The following is a 22,431-nucleotide window of genomic DNA, read 5'->3' on the forward strand; positions in this document are numbered from 1 at the left end:
TCATGGCTTCAGGTGCTGAGCCAGGAACGCTTCCATTCGCTCGGCGAAGTCCACGCGGTTGGCGACGACGCCGAAGCCGTGGCCTTCACCGGGGTAGGTGATCCATAACGGCTCGTTGCCGGCCTCTTTCAGCGCGTCGCGCATGCGCTTGCCGTGGGCGATGGGCACGCGCACATCGGCCTCGCCATAGGCCAGCAGCAACGGGGCCTTGATGCGCGCAGCCTGCTTCACCGGCGAGTTGGCAGCGAGCATGGCCGCGTCCTTCACCGGGTCGCCGACCATGTCGGGCAGGCTGTACTTGCGTGCCTCGTTGCCGTCGTCCTGGATCCACCACGAACCCTTGACAAGCAACTCCAGGTCGGCCACCGCCAGCCATGCCACGCCGCAGCGGTAGAGGTCGGGGTCCTTCACGAGGCCCATCAGTGTGCTGTAGCCGCCGTAGCTGGCGCCGGCGATGCACGCCTTGTCGCTGGCCAGGCCTTGCTGCTGGGCCCAGCGCAGCGCGTCGGTCACGTCGTCCTGCATGGCCTGGCCCCACTGCTTGAAGCCGGCACGGAAGTGCGCCTCGCCGTAGCCGGTGCTGCCGCGGAACTCGGGTTCGATGACGACATAGCCGCGTGACGCGAGGAACTGGGCGTCGCGGTGCCAGCCCCACACGTTGCCCCGCACGAAAGGGCCGCCATGCACCAGCACGACGGCCGGAAGCGGTCCCTGCAGCTTCGGGCTGCGTGTCACCCAGACGGGCAGGTCCTGTCCGTCGCGCGCCTTGATGCGCTGGAAGTCCATCACCGCCATGTCCGAGGGTTTGATGTCGTTTCGCACCCGCCCGACGGGGCGCCAGGCCTTCTCGCCTTCGGGCGGCTGGGCCTGGTAGACCCACAGCTGGCCGGGGTCGCGGTCGTTGTACGCGCGGACCAGTGCGGTCATGTCGGCCTCGCCGCAGCGGCGGCAGCTGATGCGGTTGATGTAGCCGGGCAGGCGTTCGTCGGCCTGCTGTTGCAGCGCCTTCAGCGCCGGGTGGAACCAGAAGGTCTGCTCGCCATCGGTCGTCACTCTCACGCCCAGCGCCGTGCCGCTGCCGCCACCCAGCAACTGCCCCTGGAAGTTGAAGCCGGGCACGGCCACGAGCGGCTTGCGTTCCGGCACGCCGTGCTCGAAGTCGAAGCGGCTGAGCACGGTCTGCTGCTCCTTGCCCTGCGTGTGCAGCACATAGAGATTGCCTGCCAGGTCCACCGAGTGCGGCGAAAAGGGTGTATTGAACAGGCCGCTCTCGTACAGCTTGCGCCACGCCGTCTCGCCGGGGCCGCGCCAGAACGCAGCCTGATGGCCGTCGTCGAAAGTGATGGCCACGCGCAGCTCGCCGCGGCTGTCGGCCAGCCAGCCCACCGTGTGCGGTGGCGCCTTGGCATCGACGCTGCGCGTGCGGCCGGTGCGGACGTTGACCCACAGCGGCGTTTGCACATGGTCCGCGTCCAGCGAGTAGAGCAGCACCTCCTCGTTGGCCTCGCCGGGGCGCGGTGTGGGCACGCGGAGCAGGTGGTGGTTCCAGTCGAGCAAGCGGTCGTAGCGGCCGCTGCCATCGCTGATGACCGGCACGCCTTGGCGGCGGATCAGCTGGCGCATCTCGCTGCCATCGGGGTTGACGGCGAACAGCCCGGGCTGGCCGTTCGGTCGGCCGCTGCCGTCGGACAGGTCCACCACACTGAACAGCAGCCGCTTGTCGTTGACCCAGTACACCTCGTGTACGTCGCCGTCCGAGAACTGTGCTGCGCGTGTGGCCTGGCCGGTGCCAAGGTCGAGGATGGCCAGGCCGATGCGCTTGGCGCCGCGGGCCGTGGTGACGGCCAGCTGCCGGCCGGAGGGCGACAGCACGGCCTCGACGATGTCAGCGTCCTTGTAGAAGAGTTCGGCCGGCGGCGGCGCGGCAGCGGCCACGGCGGCCATCAGCAGGCCGGCCAGCGTGGCGATCCAGCGGGTCAAGGTCTTCAAGCGTTCTCCCTTCTGTTGATCGTGTCGTTCGCGGTACGTTCTCAGGGGGCCGTGGGCGGCAGGTGCCGGGCCAGGAAGGCCTCGACACGGTGGGCGAAATCGATGCGGTTGTCGAACTTCGTGAACCCGTGCGCCTCGCCCGGATAGGTGAGCCATTCCGGTGGATGGCCGGCCGCCACCAGCGCATCGCGCATGCGCTTGCCGTGGGTCAGCGGCACGCGCTGGTCTTCCTCGCCATAGGCCAGCAGTAGCGGCGCCTTCATGCGGGCGGCCAGCTTCACGGGCGAGTTGGCGGCCAGCATGGCGGCGTCCTGCTTCGCGTCGCCCACCAGCTCGGGAAGGGTCAGGCGCCGGGCGAGGCTGCCGTCGTCCGGCACCCACCAGGCGCCCTGTACCAGCAGCTCCAGGTCCGACACGGCCACCCAGGCGACGCCGCAGCGGTAGAGGTCGGGGTCCTTGGCCAGCCCCATAAGCGTCGCGTAGCCGCCGTAGCTGGCGCCCATGATGCAGGCCTTGTCGCTGGCCAGGCCTTGCTGCTGGGCCCAGCGCAGCGCGTCAGTCACGTCGTCCTGCATGGCCTGGCCCCACTGCTTGAAGCCGGCGCGGTAGTGCGCCTCGCCGTAGCCGGTGCTGCCGCGGAACTCCGGCTCGATGACGACATAGCCGCGAGACGCGAGGAACTGCGCCCAGCTGTTCCACTCCCACGCCACGCCGCGCATCCACGGCCCGCCATGCACAAGCACGACGGCCGGCAGCGGGCCCTTGGCGTTGTCGGGCCGCGTGACCCACACGGGCAGTTCGCGGCCGTCGCGGGCCTTGATCGTCTGCATGTCCAGCCCGGACATCTGCGCCGGCTCGACGGCCTCGCGGACGCGGCCCAGCGCCCGCCAGCGGTTCTCGCCTTCCGCGGGCTGGCCCTGGTAGAGCCAGAGCTTGCCGGGGTCGTGGTCGTTGTAAGACCGCACGACGGCGATCATGTCGGGCTGGCCGCAGCGCCGGCAGCCGATGCTGTTGAGCTTGCCGGGCAGCAGCTTGTCCACCTGGGCCTGGAACCTTTTCATGCGCTCGTCCAGCCAGACGGTCGCCTCGCTGTCGGCCGTCGTGCGCACACCCAGCACCACGCCGCCTTCCTGGATCAGCTGCCCGTTGAAGTCGAAGCCCGGGGCCCGCACCAGCGGCGGGTCGATCGGCGCCCCGGCTTGTGAGTCATAGCGTGTCAGCACACGGTAGGGGCTCTCCTTGGGCACGTGCGTGACGTACAGCGAGCCGTCGTCCGCCACGCCGACCGGCTGGAACGGCTGCTCCAGTACCGGTGTGTCGAACAGCTGTACCCACCCGGTCTTGCCCGGCGGCAGCCAGTGGGCCTGCACGCGGTCCTTCTGCATCGTCAACGTGGCCCGCACGTCGCCGTGGTTGTCCACCACCCAATGGAAGCTGTTGCTGGGTGCGGCTGCGGTGTACGCGCGCGTCGAGCCGGTGCTGACGTTGAGCCAGACAGGGCTCTCCACATAGGCGCCCTGTACCTGGCCCATTTCCGCGAGAAGGATCTGCTCGTTGGTCTCGCCCGCACGCGGGTCGGGGATCATCATCAGCCGGTGGTTCCAGCGCAGCGCGTCGGTGTTGCTGCCGTCCGTCGTTATGAAGTTGGACGTGCGCCGCACCAGCATGCGCATGCGGCTGCCGTCGGCGTTGACGGCGAACAGCCCCGGCGCCTGGCGATGGCTGCCGCTGGCCTCGCCCAGGTCGGTCAGGCTGAAGACGAGGCGGTCTTCATTGACCCAGCGGACGTTCACCACGTCCGACGAGGTCGACTGCACGACGCGCGTGATCTGGTTGCCCGGCGCCAGGTCCAGCACGACGAGGCCCACACGCTTGGCGCCCTTGGCCGAAGTCAGCGCCAGCCGCTTGCCCGAGGGGGACAGCAGCGCCTCGCCGATGTCGGGATCGCTGAAAAAGGTTTCGGCCGGCGGCGGTGCGGCAGGTGCGCTGCTCGCTGCCAAAAGCAGGCTGGCCAGCATGGCGGCGCCATAACGACATGACTTCATGGTCTCCTTCGGCTGTTCTGCGACAGCGTTATCAACGCAGCGGAGGATAGTGGAGTCACGGGTTCTCGCCGTCAGCGGGCATGGGCAATCCTCACACCGCCTGCCGGTGGCGGCACGTGCGGGAGAATCCCCCGCCATGACTGCAGCTTCCCCCGACGACGCGCCCGTCGTCATCATCGGCGCCGGCCTGGCCGGACTCACCGTGGCCCTGCACCTGGCCGACACCATCCCGGTCGTCGTGCTGGCCAAACGAGAGTTGACCGAAGCGGCCACCGCGTGGGCGCAGGGCGGCATCGTCGGCGTGCTCGGCAGCGACGACTCCATCGACAGCCACGTGCGCGACACGCAGGACGCCGGCGCCGGGCTGGTGGACGAGGCGACCGCGCGCTTCATAGCCGAGCGGAGCGCCGCGGCCGTCGGCTGGCTGGTGGAGCAGGGTGTGCCCTTCACACCCGACGACAGCGGGCCGATGGGGCTGCACCTGACGCGCGAGGGCGGCCACGCGGTGCGGCGCATCGCGCACGCGGCCGATGCCACCGGCAAGGCCATCCACGACCAGTTGCTGGCCGAGGCGCGCCGGCATCCCGCCATCCGGCTGCTGGAGCGCTGGATGGCGGTGGACCTCATCACGTCGCGCCACGTGCAGCGCGAGGACGTCGACAAGGGCGTGCCGCGCGTCTACGGCGTCTATGCGCTGGACATCGACGCGCAGCGCGTCGAGACGCTGGCCGCGCGCGCCGTCGTGCTTGCCACCGGCGGCGCCGGCAAGGTCTACCGCTACACGACCAACCCCGACACCTCCACCGGCGACGGCATCGCGATGGCCTGGCGCGCGGGCTGCCGTGTGGCCAACATGGAGTTCATCCAGTTCCACCCGACCTGCCTGTACGTGCCCAACGCGAAGCCGCAGGACCGCGGCTTCCTCATCACTGAGGCGCTGCGCGGGGAGGGCGGTCATCTGAAATTGCCCGACGGCACGCGCTTCATGGCCGCTCACGACGAGCGCATGGAGCTGGCGCCGCGCGACATCGTCGCCCGCGCCATCGACTTCGAGATGAAGAAGCACGGCCTTGACCATGTGTGGCTGGACGCGACGCACCTGGGCGAGGCCTTCCTCATCGAGCATTTCCCGACCATCCATGCCCGCTGCCTGAAGTTGGGCATCGACATCGCGCGTCAGCCCATCCCCGTCGTGCCCGCTGTGCACTTCACCTGTGGCGGCGCGGTGACGGACCTGCGCGGCCGCTGCGACCTACCGGGCCTCTACGCGGTCGGCGAGACCGGCTACACCGGACTGCATGGCGCCAACCGGCTAGCCAGCAATTCGCTGCTGGAATGCGTCGTGCTGGGACAGACCTGCGCGGCCGACATCCTGGAGCAGCCGCCGCTCGACCCTGCTCCGCTGCCGGCCTGGGACGAAAGCCAGGTCGAGAACGCCGACGAGCAGGTCGTCATCGCCCACAACTGGGACGAGCTGCGACTCTTGATGTGGAACTACGTTGGCATCGTCCGCACCACCAAGCGGCTGGAGCGTGCGCTGCACCGCATCAAGCTGCTGCGCGGCGAGATTGACGACTACTACGGGTCTTTCCGCGTCACGCGCGACCTGCTGGAACTGCGCAACCTCGTCGAATGCGCCGAGCTGATCGTGCACTCCGCACTGATGCGCCACGAAAGCCGTGGCCTGCATTACAGCCGCGATTACCCGCAGACGCTGCCGGTCAGCTTCCCGACCGTGCTGATCAGCAAGAAGCGTCGGCGCTGAAGGGCGGCACGGCATTTGCCGTACAGCGGCTCCCTTCACAAGGAGCTGTCATGACTGCTGCACTTATTCCCGCCTGGATCATCGGCGCGCCTCTCGTGGCCGCCATCGTCGACCTGCTGCGCACGCCACGCCCGCGCTGACCGCAGGGTGCCGGACGCGACCGCCCCGCGGGGCCGGCTATTCCGCTTCGCCTGGCTTGTTTCGGCGGCCGGCCGCGCCCCGGCGCGGGACTGGCAGCCGGCTTGATGCCGCGCCGCGCCAGCGCGTCGCGCTGGCCCAGCGCAGCTCCTGCGGTCAGCCGCTCGATCTGGGCCCACAACGCCGGGTCCAGCCGCAGCGCGAAGGCTTTCTGGTCTGGGCTGGCCGTGGCCCTTTCAGGCGTACAGGGTGCCGGCGTTGACCGTCGGCTGCGCGGGGCGCGGGCCGTGAGCGGGCTACTTCCGCGACCGCAACGCCGTGCGCGCCTGCACGAAGTTGAACGCGTAGCCCACCGCCTCGCCGATGGCGTGGTCGATCTCATGGCGCTCGTGTTCCGTGAGATAGAAGCTGAAGTCCACCTCGTGGCGGATGTAGCGCGGCGGCAGGCGGTTCAGCGCGACGCAGGCCACGTCGCACAGCAGGTCGTTGCTGGCGGCGATGTCGGGATAGTCCTTGGCGGCGTCCAGCACCGCGGCGAAGACTTCGCGCTCGTGGTGGTTGTACAAGGAGCTGAAGTCGGCGGTCATGGCGGGACTCCTCGGGAAAAGGTCGTCGGGTGGAGGGCGCCGCTCAGGCGGCGCCGATGCCTGGGGTCATGCCGCTGGCCGCGGCCTTGCGGGCGGCGGCGAAGTCCAGCATGCGGTTGATGCAGCGCTGCGCCTTCGCGCGCACGGGTTCGTCGACATGGATTTCGGGCTGACCGGATTCGAGGCAGTCCACGAGGTTGGCCAGGCCGTTCATCGCCATCCACGGGCAGTGAGCGCAGCTCTTGCACGTGGCGCTGTTGCCGGCGGTGGGCGCCTCGATGAGTGTCTTGCCAGGCGCAAGCTGGCGCATGCGGTGCAGGATGCCGTTGTCGGTGGCGACGATGTAGGCCGGCGCCGAACCCTCGACGACGGCCTTGATGAGCGCCGACGTGGAGCCGACGACGTCGGCCTGCTCGACGACGCGCTTCGGCGACTCCGGATGCACCAGTACGAGGGCACCGGGATGCTGCTCGCGCAGCAGTTCAAGCTCCAGCCCCTTGAACTCGTCGTGCACGATGCAGGCGCCGTTCCACATCAGCATGTCGGCGCCGGTCTGCTCCTGGATGTAGCGGCCCAGGTGTCGGTCGGGCGCCCAGAGGATCTTCTGGCCCTTGGCGTGCAGGTCGGCCACGATCTCCAGCGCGCAGGAGCTCGTGACCATCCAGTCGGCGCGCGCCTTCACGGCGGCGCTCGTGTTGGCGTAGACAACGACCTGCCGGTCCGGATGGGCATCGCAGAAGCGCGCGAAGTCGTCGGCTGGGCAGCCGAGGTCCAGCGAGCAGGTGGCGTCCAGGTCGGGCATCAGTACGCGCTTCTCGGGGCTGAGGATCTTGGCCGTCTCGCCCATGAAGCGCACGCCGGCGACGACCAGCGTCTGCGCGGCATGGTCACGGCCGAAGCGCGCCATCTCCAGCGAGTCGGACACGATGCCGCCCGTCTCCAGCGCCAGGTCCTGCAGCGCGCCGTCCACGTAGTAGTGGGCCACGAGCACGGCGTTGTGCCTGAGCAGCAGCGCCTTGGCACGCTCGGTCAGTGCGGTGCGCTCGGGCGGCGTCAGCGGCGCAGGCACCTTGGCCCAGGCGTGAGCGGTGGAGCAGGCGCCGGCGGCATCCTGGCGGGTGTAGTCGAAGAGGGTCTGGGACATCGTGTGGAGCGACCGGCGGGCGATCGGAACCGGCTTCAGTCCTCAAGTGTCGCGCAGACCCGGAGTCACCGCGTTCAGGGCAGGCGAATCCAGTCGTTCTCGTCGACGCGCACCGTATTCGTCGGCCCACCTTCCCAGCGGTAGACGACGGTCAGCGTCTTGCGCTGGCCGGGCGAAGGGTCGACACCGACGAGGTTGTTGCTGACCTCGGCCTCCAGGCGGCCGCCGCGCATCGCGGCGCGCAGCGCCTGCGTCACGTCGACGTTGCGGCCGCGGTTGCCGTAGACGGCGCTCTCGATGACCAGCCGCCCGCCCGGGCGCTGGGGGCCGTGGTCGCCCCTGCCCCAGTCGCCGCGGCCCCAGCCGATGAACTGGTTGCCGTCGACGATGCTGTATTCGCGGTAATCGAAGCTGCGCTGCTGGCCGGCGCGGTCGCGCGCGACGATTCGCAGCGTTTTGGTCTGGCCCGGGTCCGGGTCCAGTCCGCCAAAGGTGTCGTTGCCGAGGCGGAAGCGCACGTCCCGGCGCGCGAGGTCGCGCAAGCGGTCGGTCACGTCCACCTCGCGACGGCCGGTGCCGTAGGTGGCGTAGAGGATGGTGAAGTCGCCTCCGTCCCGCCCGTCATCGCGGCGGTCGTCGCCGCCATGCCAGCCGCGCGAGCCGCCGTCGCCCCAGTTGCCGCCACCCCAGCCGATGAACTGGGCGCCGTCGATCCATTCGTATTCGCGGTACTCGAACGTACGTTCGTGGCCGGCGCGGTCGCGGGCGAAGATGCGCAGCGTCTTCGTGCGGCCCGGGTCGGGGTCGACGCCGAACAGCTCGTTCTCCAGCTTGAAGCGCCGATCGCGCCGCGCCAGCTCCCGCAGCCGGCCCGTTACGTCCACATGGTTGCGTTCGGTGCCGTAGCGGGCATGCAGGATGACGAAGTCGCCATCGTCGTCGGCACGCGCCGTGGCAGCCAGGCTGGCGATCAGGCTGCCGCCCAGGGCGAGGAGCAGGGGGCGTCGTTGCATAGGTTTTGTCCTTGTTGTTTGTTGATGTTGGGCGGCTGCGCTCATCGTCGCATGCGCTCCTGCACAACGCCATCGGTGGCCGCCGGGCGGACGCGGTGCCTGCATTCGCCGTAAACGTTGGTAACTACCCCAGTGGCAGGCTCCCGGCCTCGGACGTCAGGCGCTCTCAAAGAACCGGCTGGGCGGCATGCCCACCGTCCGCGTGACCATGGCCGTGAATGCGCTGGCGCTGGCATAGCCGAGTTCGCTGGCGATGACGCTCATCGGCCGCCCGCGCGCGGCCAGCGTCAGCGCGTGCGCCAGGAGCAACTGCGAGCGCCATTGCGCGAAGCTGGTGCTCAGTTGCTCGCGGAACAGCCGGCTCAGCGTGCGCGGGCTGTAGCCCGCCTCCAGCGCCCAGTCCTCCAGGCCGGCGTGGCGGCCCGGCTCTCGCAACATGGCTTCGCACAGCCGGCGCAGCCGCGCATCGGCGGGCAGCGCCACGCCGAGGGCCAGCGGGCGGGCCCGCTGCAGTTCCAGGATCACCAGTTGCTCGATGCTGCGCCGCCGCCTCTCTTCGGCGGCCGCGGGCGCCGGCTCGGGGTCGGGCAGCGTCGGCAGGGCCAGCAGCAGCTCGCGCAGCAGCGGCGACACCTCCAGCACCCGACCCGTCTGCCAGGTTGCGCCGGTCAACAGCGAGCCATGCAGGTACACCGTACGTAGGTCGCAATGCTCGATGGCCGTGACAGCATGGACGAGACCCTGCGGAATCCAGACCGCGCGCTGCGGCGGCACGATGTAGGTCGAGGCCTCGGTGTTCACGCGCACGGCCCCGGAGACGGAGAACACGAGCTGCGCCCAGTCGTGGCGGTGCGGCTGGATGTCGGCGCGGTGCTCCAGCTGCCGGCTCTTGGCCCGCAGCGGCCGCTCGTCCGTGGGCGTGAAGCCGCCGGGCGAAAGGATGGGCGCGTGGGTCGCTGGCGGCATGGCTGATTTTCGACAGAAATTGACGAACCATCGTAACTGCGCCGCTGCGCCGCTTTCTACAGTGCGGAACATGAACGTTTCCCTCGCTTCCACGCTCGATGCCGGCCAGCAGCGCCGGCGCGACGTCACGACGATCTCCACCATCGGCATCGCCCACGGCAGCTCGCACTTCTTCCACATGCTGCTGCCGCCGCTGTTCCCGGCCTTCATTCAGGCTTTCGGGCTGAGCTATTCGGAGCTGGGCCTGCTGGTGACGACCTTCTTCGTCATTTCCGGTGCCGGCCAGGCGCTGTCGGGCTTCGTCGTCGACCGCATCGGTGCGCGGCCGGTGCTGTTCGCCGCGATGGCGAGCTTCTTCCTGGCCTCGGTGGCGGCTGGGCTGGCGCAGGGCTTCGGCGGGCTGATGCTGGCCGCGGCGCTGGCGGGCTGCGGCAACGCACCCTTCCACCCCGCGGACTTCACGATCCTGAACAAGCGCGTCTCGCAGCCGCGGCTGGGCCACGCGTTCTCCGTGCATGGCATCAGCGGCAACCTGGGCTGGGCACTGGCGCCGGTCTTTTCCATCGGCATCGCCGAGGCGACCGGCAACTGGCGGCTGGCCTACCTGGGCACGGCGCTCGTGGCGCTGGCCGTGTTGGCGCTGTTGTTCTGGCAGCGCGACGCCATCGACGACCGCCAGGGTTCGTGGGGCCACGCCAAGCCGGCCGCGGGCGCTCCGCAGGAGCATCCGATGGCCTTCCTGAAGCTGCCGTCGGTGTGGCTGTGCTTCTCATTCTTCTTCTGGAGCACCGCAGCGCTCTCCGCCATCCAGAGCTTTGCCAGCCCGGCGCTGCACCAGATCTACGGGCTGCCGCTGACGCTGACGGCCTATGTGGTGACCGGCTACATGCTGGCCGGCGCGGCCGGCATGGTGTGCGGCGGCTTCCTCGTCGCGCGCGCCGAAAAGCTGGAGCGCACCATCGCGCTCGCCCTGGCGCTGGCCGCCGGCCTGCTGCTGCTGACGGCCAGCGGCTGGCTGCCGGGCGGCCTGGCGGCGACCATCGCTGCGCTGGCCGGCTTCGGCACGGGCCTGGCCGGGCCGTCGCGCGACATGCTCATCAAGCGCGCTGCGCCGCCCGGCGCGACGGGCCGCGTCTACGGCACTGTGTACTCGGGACTGGACATCGGCTTTGCCATTGCCGCGCCGGTGTTCGGCGCCATCCTGGACCACGGTCTGCCGCGCGGCGTGTTTGCCGGCTCGGCGCTGGCACTGCTGCTGGGCATCGGGTCCGCAGGGCTGGTGGGCCTGGGCGTGGCCCGGCGCCGCGTCGCAGCTGCCGCCTGACCGCCGCCTGACCGCCTGCCATGCCGTCCGCGACGCATTGGCTGCTGTTCGCCGGCTCGGCGCTGCTGATGGCGGTTACGCCGGGGCCGAACATGATTTACCTGATCTCGCGGGCGCTGTGCCAGGGGCGCAAGGCAGGCGTCTTGTCGTGGCTGGGCGTCGTGCTGGGTTTCGGCCTGCACATGGTCTGCGCCGCGCTGGGCCTGACGGCGCTATTCCTGGCCGTGCCGCTGGGCTACGAGGTGTTGAAGTTCGCTGGCGGGCTGTACCTGCTCTGGCTGGCTTGGCAAGCGTTGCGGCCGGGTGCACGGTCACCCTTCGAGCCGCGGCCGATGGCGATGGAGCGGCCGGCGCGGCTCTTCGCGATGGGCTTGCTGACCAGCGTGCTCAACCCCAAGGTGGCGATGTTCTATCTGTCGGTGCTGCCGCAGTTCGTCGTGGCAAAGGACGGGGCCGTGCTGGCCCAGAGCCTGATGCTTGGCGCCACGCAGGTGGGCATCGGGGCGTCGGTCAATCTGGCGGTGACCTTGTTCGCCGCCGGCATGGTGCGCTGGTTTGCACGCCACCGGGTCTGGCTGGCGGTGCAGCGCCATCTGATGGGCGTGGTGCTGGGCGCGCTGGCCATCCGATTGATCAGCCAGCAGCGCTCCGCGGCCTGATCACCGGCCCGGGTGCGATGGCGGCCCTACCATGCATGGCACTGCCATCCTTGGGCCGCGCTGCCGCACCGCATGAAATTCAAGCACTTCGTCACCTCGCCCGTGCTGGAGCACAACGCCTTCCTGGCCTTGCTGGTGGCGGTCACCATCGCATTTGCCTGGGTATTGCTGCCGTTCGGCGGGGCCGTTTTCTGGGGCGCCGTCATCGCCATCGTCTTCATGCCGGTCTACCTGCGGCTGGCCCGGCGCTGGAACGACCGGCGCACGCTGGCGGCGCTGGCGACGATCTCGCTGGTGCTGCTGATGGTCGTGCTGCCGCTGATGCTACTGACCGGCATGCTGGTCAAAGAGGGTGCGGCGCTCTATCAGCGCGTGCAGTCCGGCGAGACCAACTTCGCGCGCTATTTTGAGCAGGTCGTGGCGGTGCTGCCGGTCTGGCTGCACGACCTTCTGGCGCATTTCGGGCTGACCGACCTGGACGAGCTGCAGGCCCGCATCACCGAAGCCATTGGCCGGGGCAGCCAGATGATCGCCAGCCAGGTCTACAGCGCCGGGCAGAACGCGCTGGACTTCGTCGTCGGTTTCTTCGTCATGCTCTACCTCGCGTTCTTCCTGCTGCGCGATGGTCTCGCGTTGAGCGCACGCATCCGCGCCGCGGTGCCGCTGGCGCCCGGCCACCGGCGCCATCTCGCCGAGAAGTTCATCACCGTCATCCGAGCAACCGTCAAGGGCAACATCCTGGTGGCGGCAGCGCAGGGCGCGCTGGGCGGCGTAGCGTTCTGGTTCCTCGGCATCAAGGGCGCGCTGCTGTGGGCCGTGCTGATGGGATTCCTGTCGCTGCTGCCGGCGGTGGGGGCCGGGCTGATCTGGCTGCCTGTGGCCGTCTATTTCCTCGTCACCGGCGCGATCTGGCAGGGGGTATCGCTGATCGTCTACGGTGTGCTGGTCATCGGCCTCGTCGACAACGTGCTGCGGCCTATCCTCGTGGGCAAGGACACGCGCATGCCGGACTACCTCGTGCTGATCTCCACGCTGGGCGGCATGGCCATCTTCGGCATCAACGGCTTCGTCATCGGACCGGTCATCGCGGCGATGTTCATGGCCGCGTGGGACCTGTTCGCGACGGCGCGAGAAGAGGCGCTGGCGGTGGATTCGCCGGATGCGCCGCCCAAATGAGCCCGCTACAGTTCTCACATGACTAGACAAGCTCCCACCCCAGTCCTCGCCGGCCACAAGCTGGTGGCGGCGCTGATCGAGCAGGGCGTCGACACCGCATTCGGCGTCCCTGGCGAAAGCTACCTGGCCGTGCTCGATGGCTTCCACGAGTACCGCGACAAGATCCGCTTCGTCGCCTGCCGGCAGGAAGGCGGCGCCGCCTTCATGGCCGAGGCGCAAGGCAAGCTGACCGGCCGCCCAGGCATCTGCTTCGTCACGCGCGGCCCTGGCGCGACGAATGCCAGCATCGGCCTGCATACTGCCTTCCAGGACTCGACGCCGATGATCCTGTTCATCGGCCAGGTCGCCAGCGACCAGCGCGACCGCGAGGCATTCCAGGAGGTGGACTACCGCCAGATGTTTGGCCCCGGCACGCTGGGTATGGCCAAGTGGGTGGGCGAGGTGCACGACGCCGAGCGGCTGCCCGAGTACGTCGCGCGGGCCTTCCACGTGGCGATGCAGGGACGGCCCGGGCCGGTCGTGCTGGTGCTGCCCGAAGACATGCTGACCCAGGCCATCACGGCCGACATCGTCGCGCCCGCGCGTCCAGCCGAAGCCGCGCCGACGCCGGCCGCCCTGGCCGAGCTGCGCGAACGCCTGGTCGCGGCGAAGCGGCCGCTGGTCATCGCCGGCGGCGGCGGCTGGACGGCCGAGGCGACCGAGGCGCTGCAGCACTTTGCCGAACGCTGGCAACTGCCGGTCGGCTGCGCCTTCCGCTTCCAGGATCTGTTCGACAACAGCCACCCGAACTACGCAGGCGATGTCGGCATCGGCATCAATCCCAGGCTGGCGGCGCGTGTGAAGGAGGCCGACCTCATCCTCGCCGTCGGTCCGCGCCTGGGCGAGATGACGACCGGCGGCTACACGCTGCTGCAGGCGCCGCGCCCCGCTCAGCAGCTCATCCACATTCACGCTGGCGCCGAGGAGCTGGGCCGCGTCTACACCGCCGAGCTGCTCATCAACGCCAGCATGAGCCAAGCCGCCCCTGCGCTGGCCTTGCTGTCGCCGCCCGCCGACATCCCCTGGCGCGACTGGACCGTCGCGGCCCACGCCGACTACCGCGCCAACCTGCAGCCCACGCCCGTGGCGCCGCTGGACATGGCAGAGGTCATCCGCCTCATCGACGAGAAGTTGCCTGAGGGCACCATCTTCACGAACGGCGCCGGAAACTACAGCGGCTGGCTGCACCGCTTCCATCGCTACACGGCGCTGCACCGCTTCGGCAGGACGCAGCTGGCGCCAACCTCAGGCGCGATGGGCTACGGCGTGCCCGCCGCGGTCGCGGCATCACTGCTTCAGGACCGCTGGGTCGTCAACGTCGCCGGTGACGGCGACTTCCTGATGACCGGCCAGGAGCTGGCGACGGCCACGGGCTATGGCGCCAGGAAGCTGCTGGTCGTCATCGTCGACAACGGTACCTACGGCACCATCCGCATGCACCAGGAGCGCGAGTACCCAGGCCGCGTGTCCGGCAGCGACCTGTTCAATCCCGACTTCACCATGCTCGCCGAGGCCTTCGGCTTCGCGGCCTTCAAGGCCGAGAGCACGGCGCAGGTCGGCCCCGCACTCGACGCGGCCATCGCGTCGGGCCGGCCGGCGCTACTGCACCTGCGCCTGTCCAGCGACGTCTCCACCTCCCGTTCCACGCTTACGGCCATTCGTGAAGCGGCACAGAAGAAGAACCATGCTTGAACTCCAACTCCGCGGCGACTACATCGAGCTCGACAAGCTGCTCAAGGCCCTGGGCCTCGTCGAGAGCGGCGGCCGCGCGCGGGTGCTGATCGCGGCTGGCGAGGTCAGGGTGGACGGCCAGGTCGAACTGCGCAAGACAGCCAAGATCCGCGCCGGTCAGGTGGTCGACTTTGACGGCCAGCAGGTGAAGGTGCTGACCGCGGGCTGAGCGTCAGCGCAGCAGTTCGAGCAGGCGGTCCAGCCCGCCGTCGTTGATCGCAACGCGGGCCTGCTCGCGGACCTTGGGTTTGGCGTGATAGGCCACGGACAGGCCGGCCGCGCCCATCATCGGCAGGTCGTTGGCGCCGTCGCCGACGGCGATCGCCTGGTCGGGGCGGCAGCCGATGTCCTCGCAGCGGGCCAGCAGCATCAGCCGCTTCTGCTCGCCGTCGCAGATGTCGCCCCAGTCCTGCATGACGACGCGGCCGGTGAGGGCGCCGTCGACGATCTCCAGCTCGTTGCTGCGCACGAAGTCCATGCCCAGTTCCGCCGCGACGTAGCGCGTAAAGAACGTGAAGCCGCCGGAGACCAGCACGAGCTTGAGTCCGGCACGTTTGAGCGCCGCGCACAGCTCACGCGCGCCTGGGTTGAAGGTCAGGCGCTCGGCCAGCACGCGGTCCAGCACGGTGGCAGGCACGCCCGCGAGGATGGCGAGGCGGCGGCGCAGGCTGTCCTTGAAGTCGGTGATCTCGCCGCGCATCGCGGCCTCGGTGATGGCCGCGACCTCGGCGCCTTTGCCGGCCAGCGCGGCGATCTCGTCGATGCACTCGATGCTGATCAGCGTCGAGTCCATGTCGAAGGCAGCGAGCTTGAAGTGCGACAGCGGAGGCAGGGCGGGGCCGTCGCGCAGGACGAGGCCTTCAGAAGCAGCAGAGGTCACGAGGGCAGGAGGTAGCGGGCACGGAGGCCCGCATTATCCCGGCGGCCCTGCTCAGCCAGCCTTCACCGGTTGACCCAGCAGCCTCAACACCTCACGCACCGCGTGTGCCCGGTCCTGCGGGCTGCTGAGCGCCTTCTCCACGCGCAGCTTCTCGTTGCCGACCAGTTTGATGTTGCGGTTCTTCTGCACCAGCTCGATGACGCGCATCGGGTCGATGGGCGGGTTGGGGCGGAAGTTGATGTTGATGATGGCCGGCGCGGCGTCGACCTTGATGACGCCGTAGGGCTTGGCCAGCACGCGCAGGCGGTGCAGGTCGAACAGCGTCTGGCCTTGCGCTGGCAGCTTGCCGAAGCGGTCGGTGATCTCCTCGAGCATCGTGTCGATCTGCTCGGGCTTCTCGGCTGTGGCCAGTCGCTTGTAGAGCGAGAGGCGCACCTGCACGTCGCCGCAGTAGGCGTCGGGCAGCAGCGCGGGGGCGTGCAGGTTGATCTCGGTGTTGGTGGAGAAGGCGCCGGTGGGCGAGAGGAGGTCGGGCTCGCGGCCTGATTTCAGCGCGCGCACGGCCTCGCTGAGCATGTCGTTGTAGAGCTGGAAGCCCACCTCCATCATGTTTCCGCTCTGGTTGTCGCCCAGCACTTCGCCGGCGCCGCGGATCTCCAGGTCGTGCATGGCGAGGTAGAAGCCCGAGCCCAGTTCCTCCATGGCCTGAATCGCGTCCAAACGCTGCGTGGCCTGCTTGGTCAGGCCCTGCAGGTCCGGCACCATCAAGTAGGCATAGGCCTGGTGATGGCTGCGGCCGACGCGGCCGCGCAGCTGGTGCAACTGAGCCAGGCCGAACTTGTCGGCGCGGGCAATGATGATGGTGTTGGCGCTTGGCACGTCGATGCCAGTCTCGATGATGGTGGAGCACAGCAGCAGGTTGTGCTTGCCGGCGACGAACTCGCGCATGACGAGCTCCAGCTCGCGCTCGGGCATCTGGCCGTGGGCGATGACGATGCGCGCCTCCGGGACAAGCTCCTCCAGCTTTTGCTTGCGGTTCTCGATGGTCTCTACTTCGTTGTGCAGGAAGTAGACCTGGCCGCCGCGCTTTAGCTCACGCAGCACGGCCTCGCGGATGGTGCCGCTGCTCTCGGCGCGCACGAAGGTCTTGATGGCGAGGCGGCGCTGCGGCGCCGTGGCGATGACGCTAAGGTCGCGCAGGCCCTCCAGCGCCATGCCCAGCGTGCGGGGGATGGGCGTCGCGGTCAGCGTCAGCACGTCCACCTCGGCGCGCATCGCCTTCATCGCCTCCTTGTGGCGCACGCCGAAGCGGTGTTCCTCGTCGATGACGAGCAGGCCCAGGCGGTTGAACTTGACCTCGGCGGACAGCAGCTTGTGCGTGCCGACGACGATGTCGATCGTGCCGTCGGCGATGCCTTCCATCGCCGCCTTGATCTCCTTGGCCGAGCGGAAGCGGCTCATCTCCGCGACCTTCACCGGCCAGGCGCCGAAGCGGTCGGCGATGTTCTGGTAGTGCTGCTCGGCCAGCAGTGTCGTCGGCGCCAGGATGGCGACCTGCTTGCCGCCCATGACCGCGACGAAGGCCGCGCGCAGCGCCACCTCGGTCTTGCCGAAGCCCACGTCGCCGCAGACCAGGCGGTCCATCGGCTTGGGCGTAATCATGTCCTGGATAACCGCGTGGATGGCGGCGCGCTGGTCGGGTGTTTCCTCGAAGCCGAACGACGCTGCGAACGCCTCGTAGTCGTGGCCGGAGTAGCGGAAGGCATGGCCTTCGCGGGCGGCGCGGCGAGCGTAGAGGTTCAGCAGCTCGGCAGCCGTGTCGCGCACCTGCTCGGCGGCCTTTCGCTTGGCCTTCTCCCACTGGCCGGAGCCGAGCTTGTGTAGCGGCGCCTCTTCTGGCGACACGCCGGTGTAGCGGCCGATCAGGTGCAACTGCGCAACCGGCACGTACAGCGTCGCCTTGTCGGCGTATTCCAGGTGCAGGAACTCGCTCTTCTGCCCGTCGCCCACATCGATGTTGACGAGGCCCTGGTAGCGCCCGATGCCGTGGTTGATGTGCACGACCGGATCGCCGACCTTCAGCTCGGACAGGTCCTTGATCAGCGCGTTGACGTCGCTGACCTGCTCCTGCTTGCGTCGCCGGCGCGTGGTGGGCGTCGTCGCGAACAGCTCGGTCTCGGTGATGAGCTGCACCGGGTGCTCGTCATCCATCCAGAAGAAGCCCGCAGCCAGCGGCGCGGCCGTGATGGCGTACTTCTCATCACCCGCCCAGAACTCGGCCAGGTTCTTGACCGATGGCGGGTCGATCTTGCTGTCGCGCAGCTGCTCCAGCAGGCTCTCGCGCCGACCTTCGCTCTCGGCGACCAGCAGCACGCGGTGGGGGGTGGCCTTCAGGTGCGCCTCCAGCCGTGCCATCGGCTCCTGCGTGCCGCGCTCGACGCTGACGTCGGGCAGCGGACGGGCGAAATCCACCGGCTCGCTGCCGCGTACCGACAGCACCGCGTGTGGCTTGGTCAGGCCGAAGAAGTCCTCGGCCGTCAGGAAGATTTCCTGCGGCGGCAGCAGCGGCCGTTCGGGGTCGTGCTGCAGGAAGCGGTGGCGTTCCTTGGTGTCGGTCCAGAAGCGCTGGATGGCGTCGTCCACCTCGCCATGCAGCGCCAGGCCGGCCTCGGCGCCCAGATAGTCGAAGACGGTCGCCGTCTGCTCGAAGAAGATCGGCAGGTAGTACTCGATGCCGCCCGAGGCGATGCCCTCGCCGATGTCGCGGTAGATGCGCGACCTGGTCGGGTCGCCCTCCATCTTCTCGCGCCAGCGGTTGCGGAAGGCCTTGCGCGCTGCCTCGTCCATCGGGAACTCGCGGCCTGGCAGCAGCCGCACGTCCGGCACCGGGTACAGGCTGCGCTGGCTGTCGGGGTCGAAGACGCGGATGGAATCCACCTCGTCGCCGAACAGGTCCACGCGGTAGGGCACGTTGGAGCCCATCGGGAACAGGTCGATGAGGCCGCCGCGCACGGCGTACTCGCCAGGCTGCACGACCTGGCTGACATTCGTGTAGCCGGCCAGCGTCAGCTGCGAACGTAGCGACGCTTCGTCCAGCCGCTGCTTCTGTTTGAAGTTGAAGGTGGTGCCGGCCAGGAAGCTGGGCGGCGCCAGCCGGGTCAGCGCCGTGGATGCCGGCATCAGCACCACGTCGATGGTGTTCGTCTTGCTGGATTGCAGCAGCTCCCACAACGTCGCCAGGCGCTCGGAGATCAGGTCCTGGTGCGGGCTGAAGCTGTCGTAGGGCAACGTCTCCCAGTCCGGGAACACGGCGACCTTCAGCCCGGGGGCGAAGAACTTCAGCTCGTCTTCGAGCCGCTGCGTGTCGCCCGGCTCCGCGGTGAAGACGGCGGCGAGCCGCCCGGCCTCGCGCTGCTGCTGCACGAAACGCGCGAGCAGCAACGCGTCGGCGGAGCCGGTGGGGCGGGGATGGGTGAACTTCTTGCCGGGCTGGATGGCCGGCAGCGAGGACAACATCATGGGGCGGGGGGCCTGGAGGCGCTACAAACGACGACAGCCCCGGAGCGGGGCTGGTGGGGATTTTAGGGACGCCATGTCCTTTGGCTCTCTGGCGGCCCGCCGATAGCATGCAGGCCGTCCTACCCGGAGAACCCATGCACCGCCGCCACGCCATCAGCCTGCTCGCGACTTCGCTCACCCTCGCCCTGCCTGCACTTGCCGCGCCCACCGAAAGCCAGCGCTTCCACGAGTGGCTGGATGCCCAGTGGGAGCTGACGCTGCAGCGCAACCCGGTGCTGGCCACGTCCATCGGCGACCCGCGCTACAACGACCGCTTCATCGACGACACGACCGCCGCCTACCGCGCCGAAGTGCGGCGCGAACTGCAGGAGCAGCTGCAGGCACTGGCCGGCTTCGACAAGGCTCTCCTGGAGCCGAAGGACCAGGTCTCGTACAGCATGCTGAAGCTGGACCTGGAGCAGGACCTGGCTGGCCAGCGCTTCCCGGACTGGATGCAGCCCATCAGCCAGATCGGCAGCCTGGCCGCTTTCCTGGCGCAGATGGGGTCGGGCCAATCCATCCAGCCATTCCGCAACACCCGGGACTACGACGACTGGCTCAGTCGCCTGGCACTGGCCGTGCCCGTGCTTGACGGCAACCTCGCCAACATGCGCGAGGGGCTGAAGGCTGGCGTTACGCAGCCGCGTGCCGTCATGCAGAAGGTGCTGCCGCAGCTGACCGCGCTGGCTGTGGCGGCGCCCGAGCAGAGCCTGTTCTGGGAGCCGATCAAGAACTTCCCGGACGCCGTGCCGGCGGCCGACCGCGAGCGTCTCACCGCCGCGCTGCGCAAGCTGCTTGCTGACCAGGTGTTGCCGGCCTATGCGCGCCAACTCGCCTTCGTGCGTGACGAGTACCTGCCCAAGGCGCGCCAGAGCACGGCGTGGTCGGCACTGCCCGATGGCAAGGCCTGGTACGCCTACCGCGTGCGGCAGAACACGACGCTGCCGCTGACGGCCGACCAGATCCACGCCACGGGGCTGAAGGAGGTCGCTCGCATCCGCGGCGAGATGGAAGCGGTGCGCCGCCAGGTGGGCTTCCAGGGCGACCTGAGGGCCTTCTTCAAGTACATGCAGGAAGACCCGAAGTTCTATTTCACGCGGCCGCAGGACCTGCTCGACGGCTACCGCACGCTGCAGAAGAAGATCAACGCGCTGACGCCCCAGCTGTTCGACATCGCGCCCAAGGCCGACTACGAGGTGCGCGAGGTCGAGGCCTTCCGCGCCGAGAGCGCCGCAGGCGGCTCCTACCAAGAGCCCTCGGCCGACGGTTCGCGGCCCGGCATCTTCTATGTCAACACCTTCAACCTGAAGGCCCAGCCGATCTTCGGCATGGAGACGCTGTCGCTGCACGAGGCCTCGCCGGGGCACCACTTCCAGATCAGCATCGCGCAGGAGGACACGACGCTGCCGGCCTTCCGCCGCTTCGGCAGCCACTACACGGCCTATGTGGAAGGCTGGGCGCTTTACGCCGAGAGCCTGGGCAAGGAGTTGGGCCTCTTCACGGACCCCTACCAGTGGTATGGCCGGCTGTCGGACGAGCAGCTGCGCGCAATGCGCCTCGTCGTCGACACGGGCCTGCATGCCAAGGGCTGGACGCGAGAGCGCGCCATCCGCTACATGCTGGACAACTCGTCCATGGCCGAGAGCGACGTGGTGTCCGAGGTCGAGCGCTATATCGCCTGGCCCGGCCAGGCGCTGGGCTACAAGATCGGCCAGCTCGAAATCACGCGGCTGCGCGCCGAGGCGGCAAAGGCGCTGGGCCCCAAGTTCGACGTCAAGGGTTTCCACCGCGTCGTGCTGACGGCTGGCCAGGTGCCGCTGCCGGTGCTGCGCGAACTGGTGATGGACTGGGTCAAAACGCGGCGCTGACGCCGGCCCGCCGGTGGCGGATTGTCGCCGGCGGCGGCTCCAGGGTGGCGTGATGTGGCGGGTTTTCGCCGTTCTTCGTTGGCTTGAGGCGGTTCAACGGGGGTGGCCGGCCTGGCACGCGAACTGCTCTTTCCGGGTCCACAAGCCCGCCGGCATGGCGCCCGCGGGCAGACCCAGGAGACAACATGCCAGCCACCTTCACCCCCGCCGCCACGGCGTCGGCCGGCCGCGCCGCTGCGCCGGACCACATCGAGCTCAAGCGCGTCAAGGCCATCTTCGTCGGCTCCATCGGCAACCTTGTCGAGTGGTACGACTTCTATTGCTACGCGGCCTTCTCGCTGTACTTCGCGTCGTCGTTCTTCCCGTCCAGCGACCCGGTGGCGCAATCGCTGTCCACCGCGGCCATCTTCGCGCTGGGCTTCTTCATTCGGCCCGTCGGCGGTTTGTTGTTCGGCTACATCGGCGACCGCCACGGCCGCCGTCGCGCGCTGATGCTGTCGGTGCTGCTGATGTGCGGCGGCTCGCTGATGATCGCCTGCTCGCCCACCTACGCCAGCATCGGCGTTGGCGCGCCCGTGCTGCTGCTCGTCGCACGCCTGTTGCAGGGTCTGAGCCTGGGCGGCGAGTACGGCTCCAGCGCGACATACCTGTCTGAGATGGCCACGTCCAAGCACCGCGGCTTCTACTCCAGCTTTCAGTACGTAACGCTGATCGGCGGTCAGTTGACGGCGCTCGTCGTGCTGCTGGTGCTGCAAAACTTCGTGCTCGACGCGGCCCAGCTGAAGGCCTGGGGCTGGCGCATCCCGTTCTTCATCGGCGCGGCGCTGGCCATCGTGGCGCTGATCATGCGCTCCGACCTGCCCGAGACGCAGGTGTTCGAGAAGCAGCGTGCCAACAACAAGGATCGCATGGGCGGCTTCAAGCTGCTGATGCAGCACCCGCGCGAATGCCTCATCGTCATCGGCCTGACGATGGGCGGAACGCTGGCTTTCTACGTCTACACGACCTACATGCAGAAGTTCCTGAAGCTGTCGGTGGGCCTGACCGATGGCCAGACGACGGCCGTCTCCGCGGCGACGCTGGTGTTCGCCGCGCTGCTGCAACCGATCTACGGCGCACTGTCCGACCGCATCGGCCGCAAGCCGCTGCTGCTGAGCTTCGCCATCCTGGGCACGATCTTCACCGTGCCGCTGCTGACGGCCATCCGCCACGCCCAGGGCCCTTGGGAGGCGTTCGGCCTGATCGCCTGCGCCTGGCTCATCGTCAGCGGCTACACGTCCATCAACGCGGTCGTGAAGGCCGAGCTGTTCCCCGCCTCCATCCGTGCCACCGGCGTGGGCGTGCCCTATGCCATCGCGGTGTCGGTGTTCGGCGGCAGCGCCGAATACATCGCGCTGTGGTTCAAGCAGCAGGGCATGGAGAGCGGCTTCTATTGGTACGCTACCGCGGTGATCGCCTGCTCGCTGCTCGTCTACCTGCTGATGCGCGACACGCGCAAGCATTCCCGCATCGATGCTGAAACCTGAGGCCCCGGGCCCGGCGGACACGC

Annotated in this window: 16 protein-coding genes; 8 read left to right on the forward strand and 8 right to left on the reverse strand. The window is 68.8% G+C overall.

Annotated elements, in window-relative coordinates; all coding sequences use genetic code 11:
• Entirely contained in the window at positions 1–1,989 is a 1,989-nt protein-coding gene (locus LXT13_RS03300; RefSeq protein WP_233370174.1) for a S9 family peptidase, read from the reverse strand.
• A 41-nt stretch (positions 1,990–2,030) separates the two neighbouring features.
• Entirely contained in the window at positions 2,031–4,034 is a 2,004-nt protein-coding gene (locus LXT13_RS03305; RefSeq protein WP_233370175.1) for an alpha/beta hydrolase family protein, read from the reverse strand.
• A 136-nt stretch (positions 4,035–4,170) separates the two neighbouring features.
• On the opposite strand from LXT13_RS03305, the gene nadB reads away from it, so the two are divergent.
• Entirely contained in the window at positions 4,171–5,799 is a 1,629-nt protein-coding gene (gene nadB / locus LXT13_RS03310; protein ID WP_233370176.1) for an L-aspartate oxidase, read from the forward strand.
• Positions 5,800–6,233: 434 nt separating this feature from the next.
• On the opposite strand, the gene LXT13_RS03315 is transcribed toward nadB, so the two are convergent.
• The 4 genes from LXT13_RS03315 to LXT13_RS03330 form a co-directional block, all read right to left on the reverse strand.
• Positions 6,234–6,524, reverse strand: coding sequence for a late competence development ComFB family protein (locus tag LXT13_RS03315; protein ID WP_233370177.1), 291 nt, complete (start codon positions 6,522–6,524; stop codon positions 6,234–6,236).
• A 43-nt stretch (positions 6,525–6,567) separates the two neighbouring features.
• Positions 6,568–7,668 carry a quinolinate synthase NadA gene (gene nadA / locus LXT13_RS03320; protein WP_233370178.1) on the reverse strand — a complete coding sequence of 367 codons (1,101 nt, stop codon included), beginning with the start codon at positions 7,666–7,668 and terminating at the stop codon, positions 6,568–6,570.
• 74 nt (positions 7,669–7,742) lie between these two features.
• Positions 7,743–8,681 carry a DUF3395 domain-containing protein gene (locus tag LXT13_RS03325; RefSeq protein ID WP_233370179.1) on the reverse strand — a complete coding sequence of 313 codons (939 nt, stop codon included), beginning with the start codon at positions 8,679–8,681 and terminating at the stop codon, positions 7,743–7,745.
• Between the two features lie 156 nt (positions 8,682–8,837).
• On the reverse strand, positions 8,838–9,647 hold the full coding sequence (locus tag LXT13_RS03330) for an AraC family transcriptional regulator (RefSeq protein ID WP_233370180.1): 810 nt from the start codon (positions 9,645–9,647) through the stop codon (positions 8,838–8,840).
• A gap of 70 nt (positions 9,648–9,717) precedes the next feature.
• Between LXT13_RS03330 and LXT13_RS03335 the strand changes: the two genes are divergently transcribed.
• From LXT13_RS03335 to LXT13_RS03355, 5 genes are all read left to right on the forward strand, one after another.
• Positions 9,718–10,971, forward strand: coding sequence for an MFS transporter (locus tag LXT13_RS03335; protein ID WP_233370181.1), 1,254 nt, complete (start codon positions 9,718–9,720; stop codon positions 10,969–10,971).
• A 20-nt stretch (positions 10,972–10,991) separates the two neighbouring features.
• Positions 10,992–11,630 carry a LysE family translocator gene (locus LXT13_RS03340; protein WP_233370182.1) on the forward strand — a complete coding sequence of 213 codons (639 nt, stop codon included), beginning with the start codon at positions 10,992–10,994 and terminating at the stop codon, positions 11,628–11,630.
• Positions 11,631–11,702: 72 nt separating this feature from the next.
• A complete protein-coding gene (locus LXT13_RS03345) occupies positions 11,703–12,806 on the forward strand; it encodes an AI-2E family transporter (protein WP_233370183.1) in 1,104 nt (367 codons plus the stop codon).
• A gap of 18 nt (positions 12,807–12,824) precedes the next feature.
• The gene (locus LXT13_RS03350; RefSeq protein WP_233370184.1) at positions 12,825–14,537 is read left to right on the forward strand and encodes a thiamine pyrophosphate-binding protein; all 1,713 of its coding nucleotides are present in this window, start codon (positions 12,825–12,827) and stop codon (positions 14,535–14,537) included.
• The gene (locus LXT13_RS03355) at positions 14,530–14,745 is read left to right on the forward strand and encodes an RNA-binding S4 domain-containing protein (protein WP_233370185.1); all 216 of its coding nucleotides are present in this window, start codon (positions 14,530–14,532) and stop codon (positions 14,743–14,745) included. The genes LXT13_RS03350 and LXT13_RS03355 overlap by 8 nt, the downstream gene beginning before the upstream one ends.
• 3 nt (positions 14,746–14,748) lie before the next feature.
• Here LXT13_RS03355 and serB read toward each other — a convergent pair whose 3' ends face one another.
• Together serB and mfd are read right to left on the reverse strand one after the other, a co-directional pair.
• Entirely contained in the window at positions 14,749–15,456 is a 708-nt protein-coding gene (gene serB, locus LXT13_RS03360; protein WP_233370186.1) for a phosphoserine phosphatase SerB, read from the reverse strand.
• Between the two features lie 51 nt (positions 15,457–15,507).
• Complete coding sequence (gene mfd / locus LXT13_RS03365; protein ID WP_233370315.1) at positions 15,508–18,972, reverse strand: transcription-repair coupling factor; 3,465 nt, start codon at positions 18,970–18,972, stop codon at positions 15,508–15,510.
• A 137-nt stretch (positions 18,973–19,109) separates the two neighbouring features.
• Here mfd and LXT13_RS03370 point away from each other — a divergent pair, with 137 nt between their 5' ends.
• Together LXT13_RS03370 and LXT13_RS03375 are read left to right on the forward strand one after the other, a co-directional pair.
• A complete protein-coding gene (locus LXT13_RS03370) occupies positions 19,110–20,882 on the forward strand; it encodes a DUF885 domain-containing protein (RefSeq protein WP_233370187.1) in 1,773 nt (590 codons plus the stop codon).
• Positions 20,883–21,067: 185 nt separating this feature from the next.
• Positions 21,068–22,408 carry an MFS transporter gene (locus LXT13_RS03375; RefSeq protein WP_233370188.1) on the forward strand — a complete coding sequence of 447 codons (1,341 nt, stop codon included), beginning with the start codon at positions 21,068–21,070 and terminating at the stop codon, positions 22,406–22,408.
• The last annotated feature ends 23 nt before the right edge of the window (positions 22,409–22,431 follow it).

This window comes from Pelomonas cellulosilytica (assembly GCF_021353265.1).
In the GTDB taxonomy this organism is placed as follows: domain Bacteria; phylum Pseudomonadota; class Gammaproteobacteria; order Burkholderiales; family Burkholderiaceae_C; genus Pelomonas; species Pelomonas cellulosilytica.

Excerpts from the sequence above, each read along its gene's own strand:
- LXT13_RS03305 (WP_233370175.1), bottom strand. The coding sequence starts at position 4,034 with ATGAAGTCATGTCGTTATGGCGCCGCCATGCTGGCCAGCCTGCTTTTG.
- nadB (WP_233370176.1), top strand. The coding sequence starts at position 4,171 with ATGACTGCAGCTTCCCCCGACGACGCGCCCGTCGTCATCATCGGCGCC.
- LXT13_RS03315 (WP_233370177.1), bottom strand. The coding sequence starts at position 6,524 with ATGACCGCCGACTTCAGCTCCTTGTACAACCACCACGAGCGCGAAGTC.
- nadA (WP_233370178.1), bottom strand. The coding sequence starts at position 7,668 with ATGTCCCAGACCCTCTTCGACTACACCCGCCAGGATGCCGCCGGCGCC.
- LXT13_RS03325 (WP_233370179.1), bottom strand. The coding sequence starts at position 8,681 with ATGCAACGACGCCCCCTGCTCCTCGCCCTGGGCGGCAGCCTGATCGCC.
- LXT13_RS03330 (WP_233370180.1), bottom strand. The coding sequence starts at position 9,647 with ATGCCGCCAGCGACCCACGCGCCCATCCTTTCGCCCGGCGGCTTCACG.
- LXT13_RS03335 (WP_233370181.1), top strand. The coding sequence starts at position 9,718 with ATGAACGTTTCCCTCGCTTCCACGCTCGATGCCGGCCAGCAGCGCCGG.
- LXT13_RS03340 (WP_233370182.1), top strand. The coding sequence starts at position 10,992 with ATGCCGTCCGCGACGCATTGGCTGCTGTTCGCCGGCTCGGCGCTGCTG.
- LXT13_RS03345 (WP_233370183.1), top strand. The coding sequence starts at position 11,703 with ATGAAATTCAAGCACTTCGTCACCTCGCCCGTGCTGGAGCACAACGCC.
- LXT13_RS03350 (WP_233370184.1), top strand. The coding sequence starts at position 12,825 with ATGACTAGACAAGCTCCCACCCCAGTCCTCGCCGGCCACAAGCTGGTG.
- LXT13_RS03355 (WP_233370185.1), top strand. The coding sequence starts at position 14,530 with ATGCTTGAACTCCAACTCCGCGGCGACTACATCGAGCTCGACAAGCTG.
- mfd (WP_233370315.1), bottom strand. The coding sequence starts at position 18,972 with ATGTTGTCCTCGCTGCCGGCCATCCAGCCCGGCAAGAAGTTCACCCAT.
- LXT13_RS03370 (WP_233370187.1), top strand. The coding sequence starts at position 19,110 with ATGCACCGCCGCCACGCCATCAGCCTGCTCGCGACTTCGCTCACCCTC.
- LXT13_RS03375 (WP_233370188.1), top strand. The coding sequence starts at position 21,068 with ATGCCAGCCACCTTCACCCCCGCCGCCACGGCGTCGGCCGGCCGCGCC.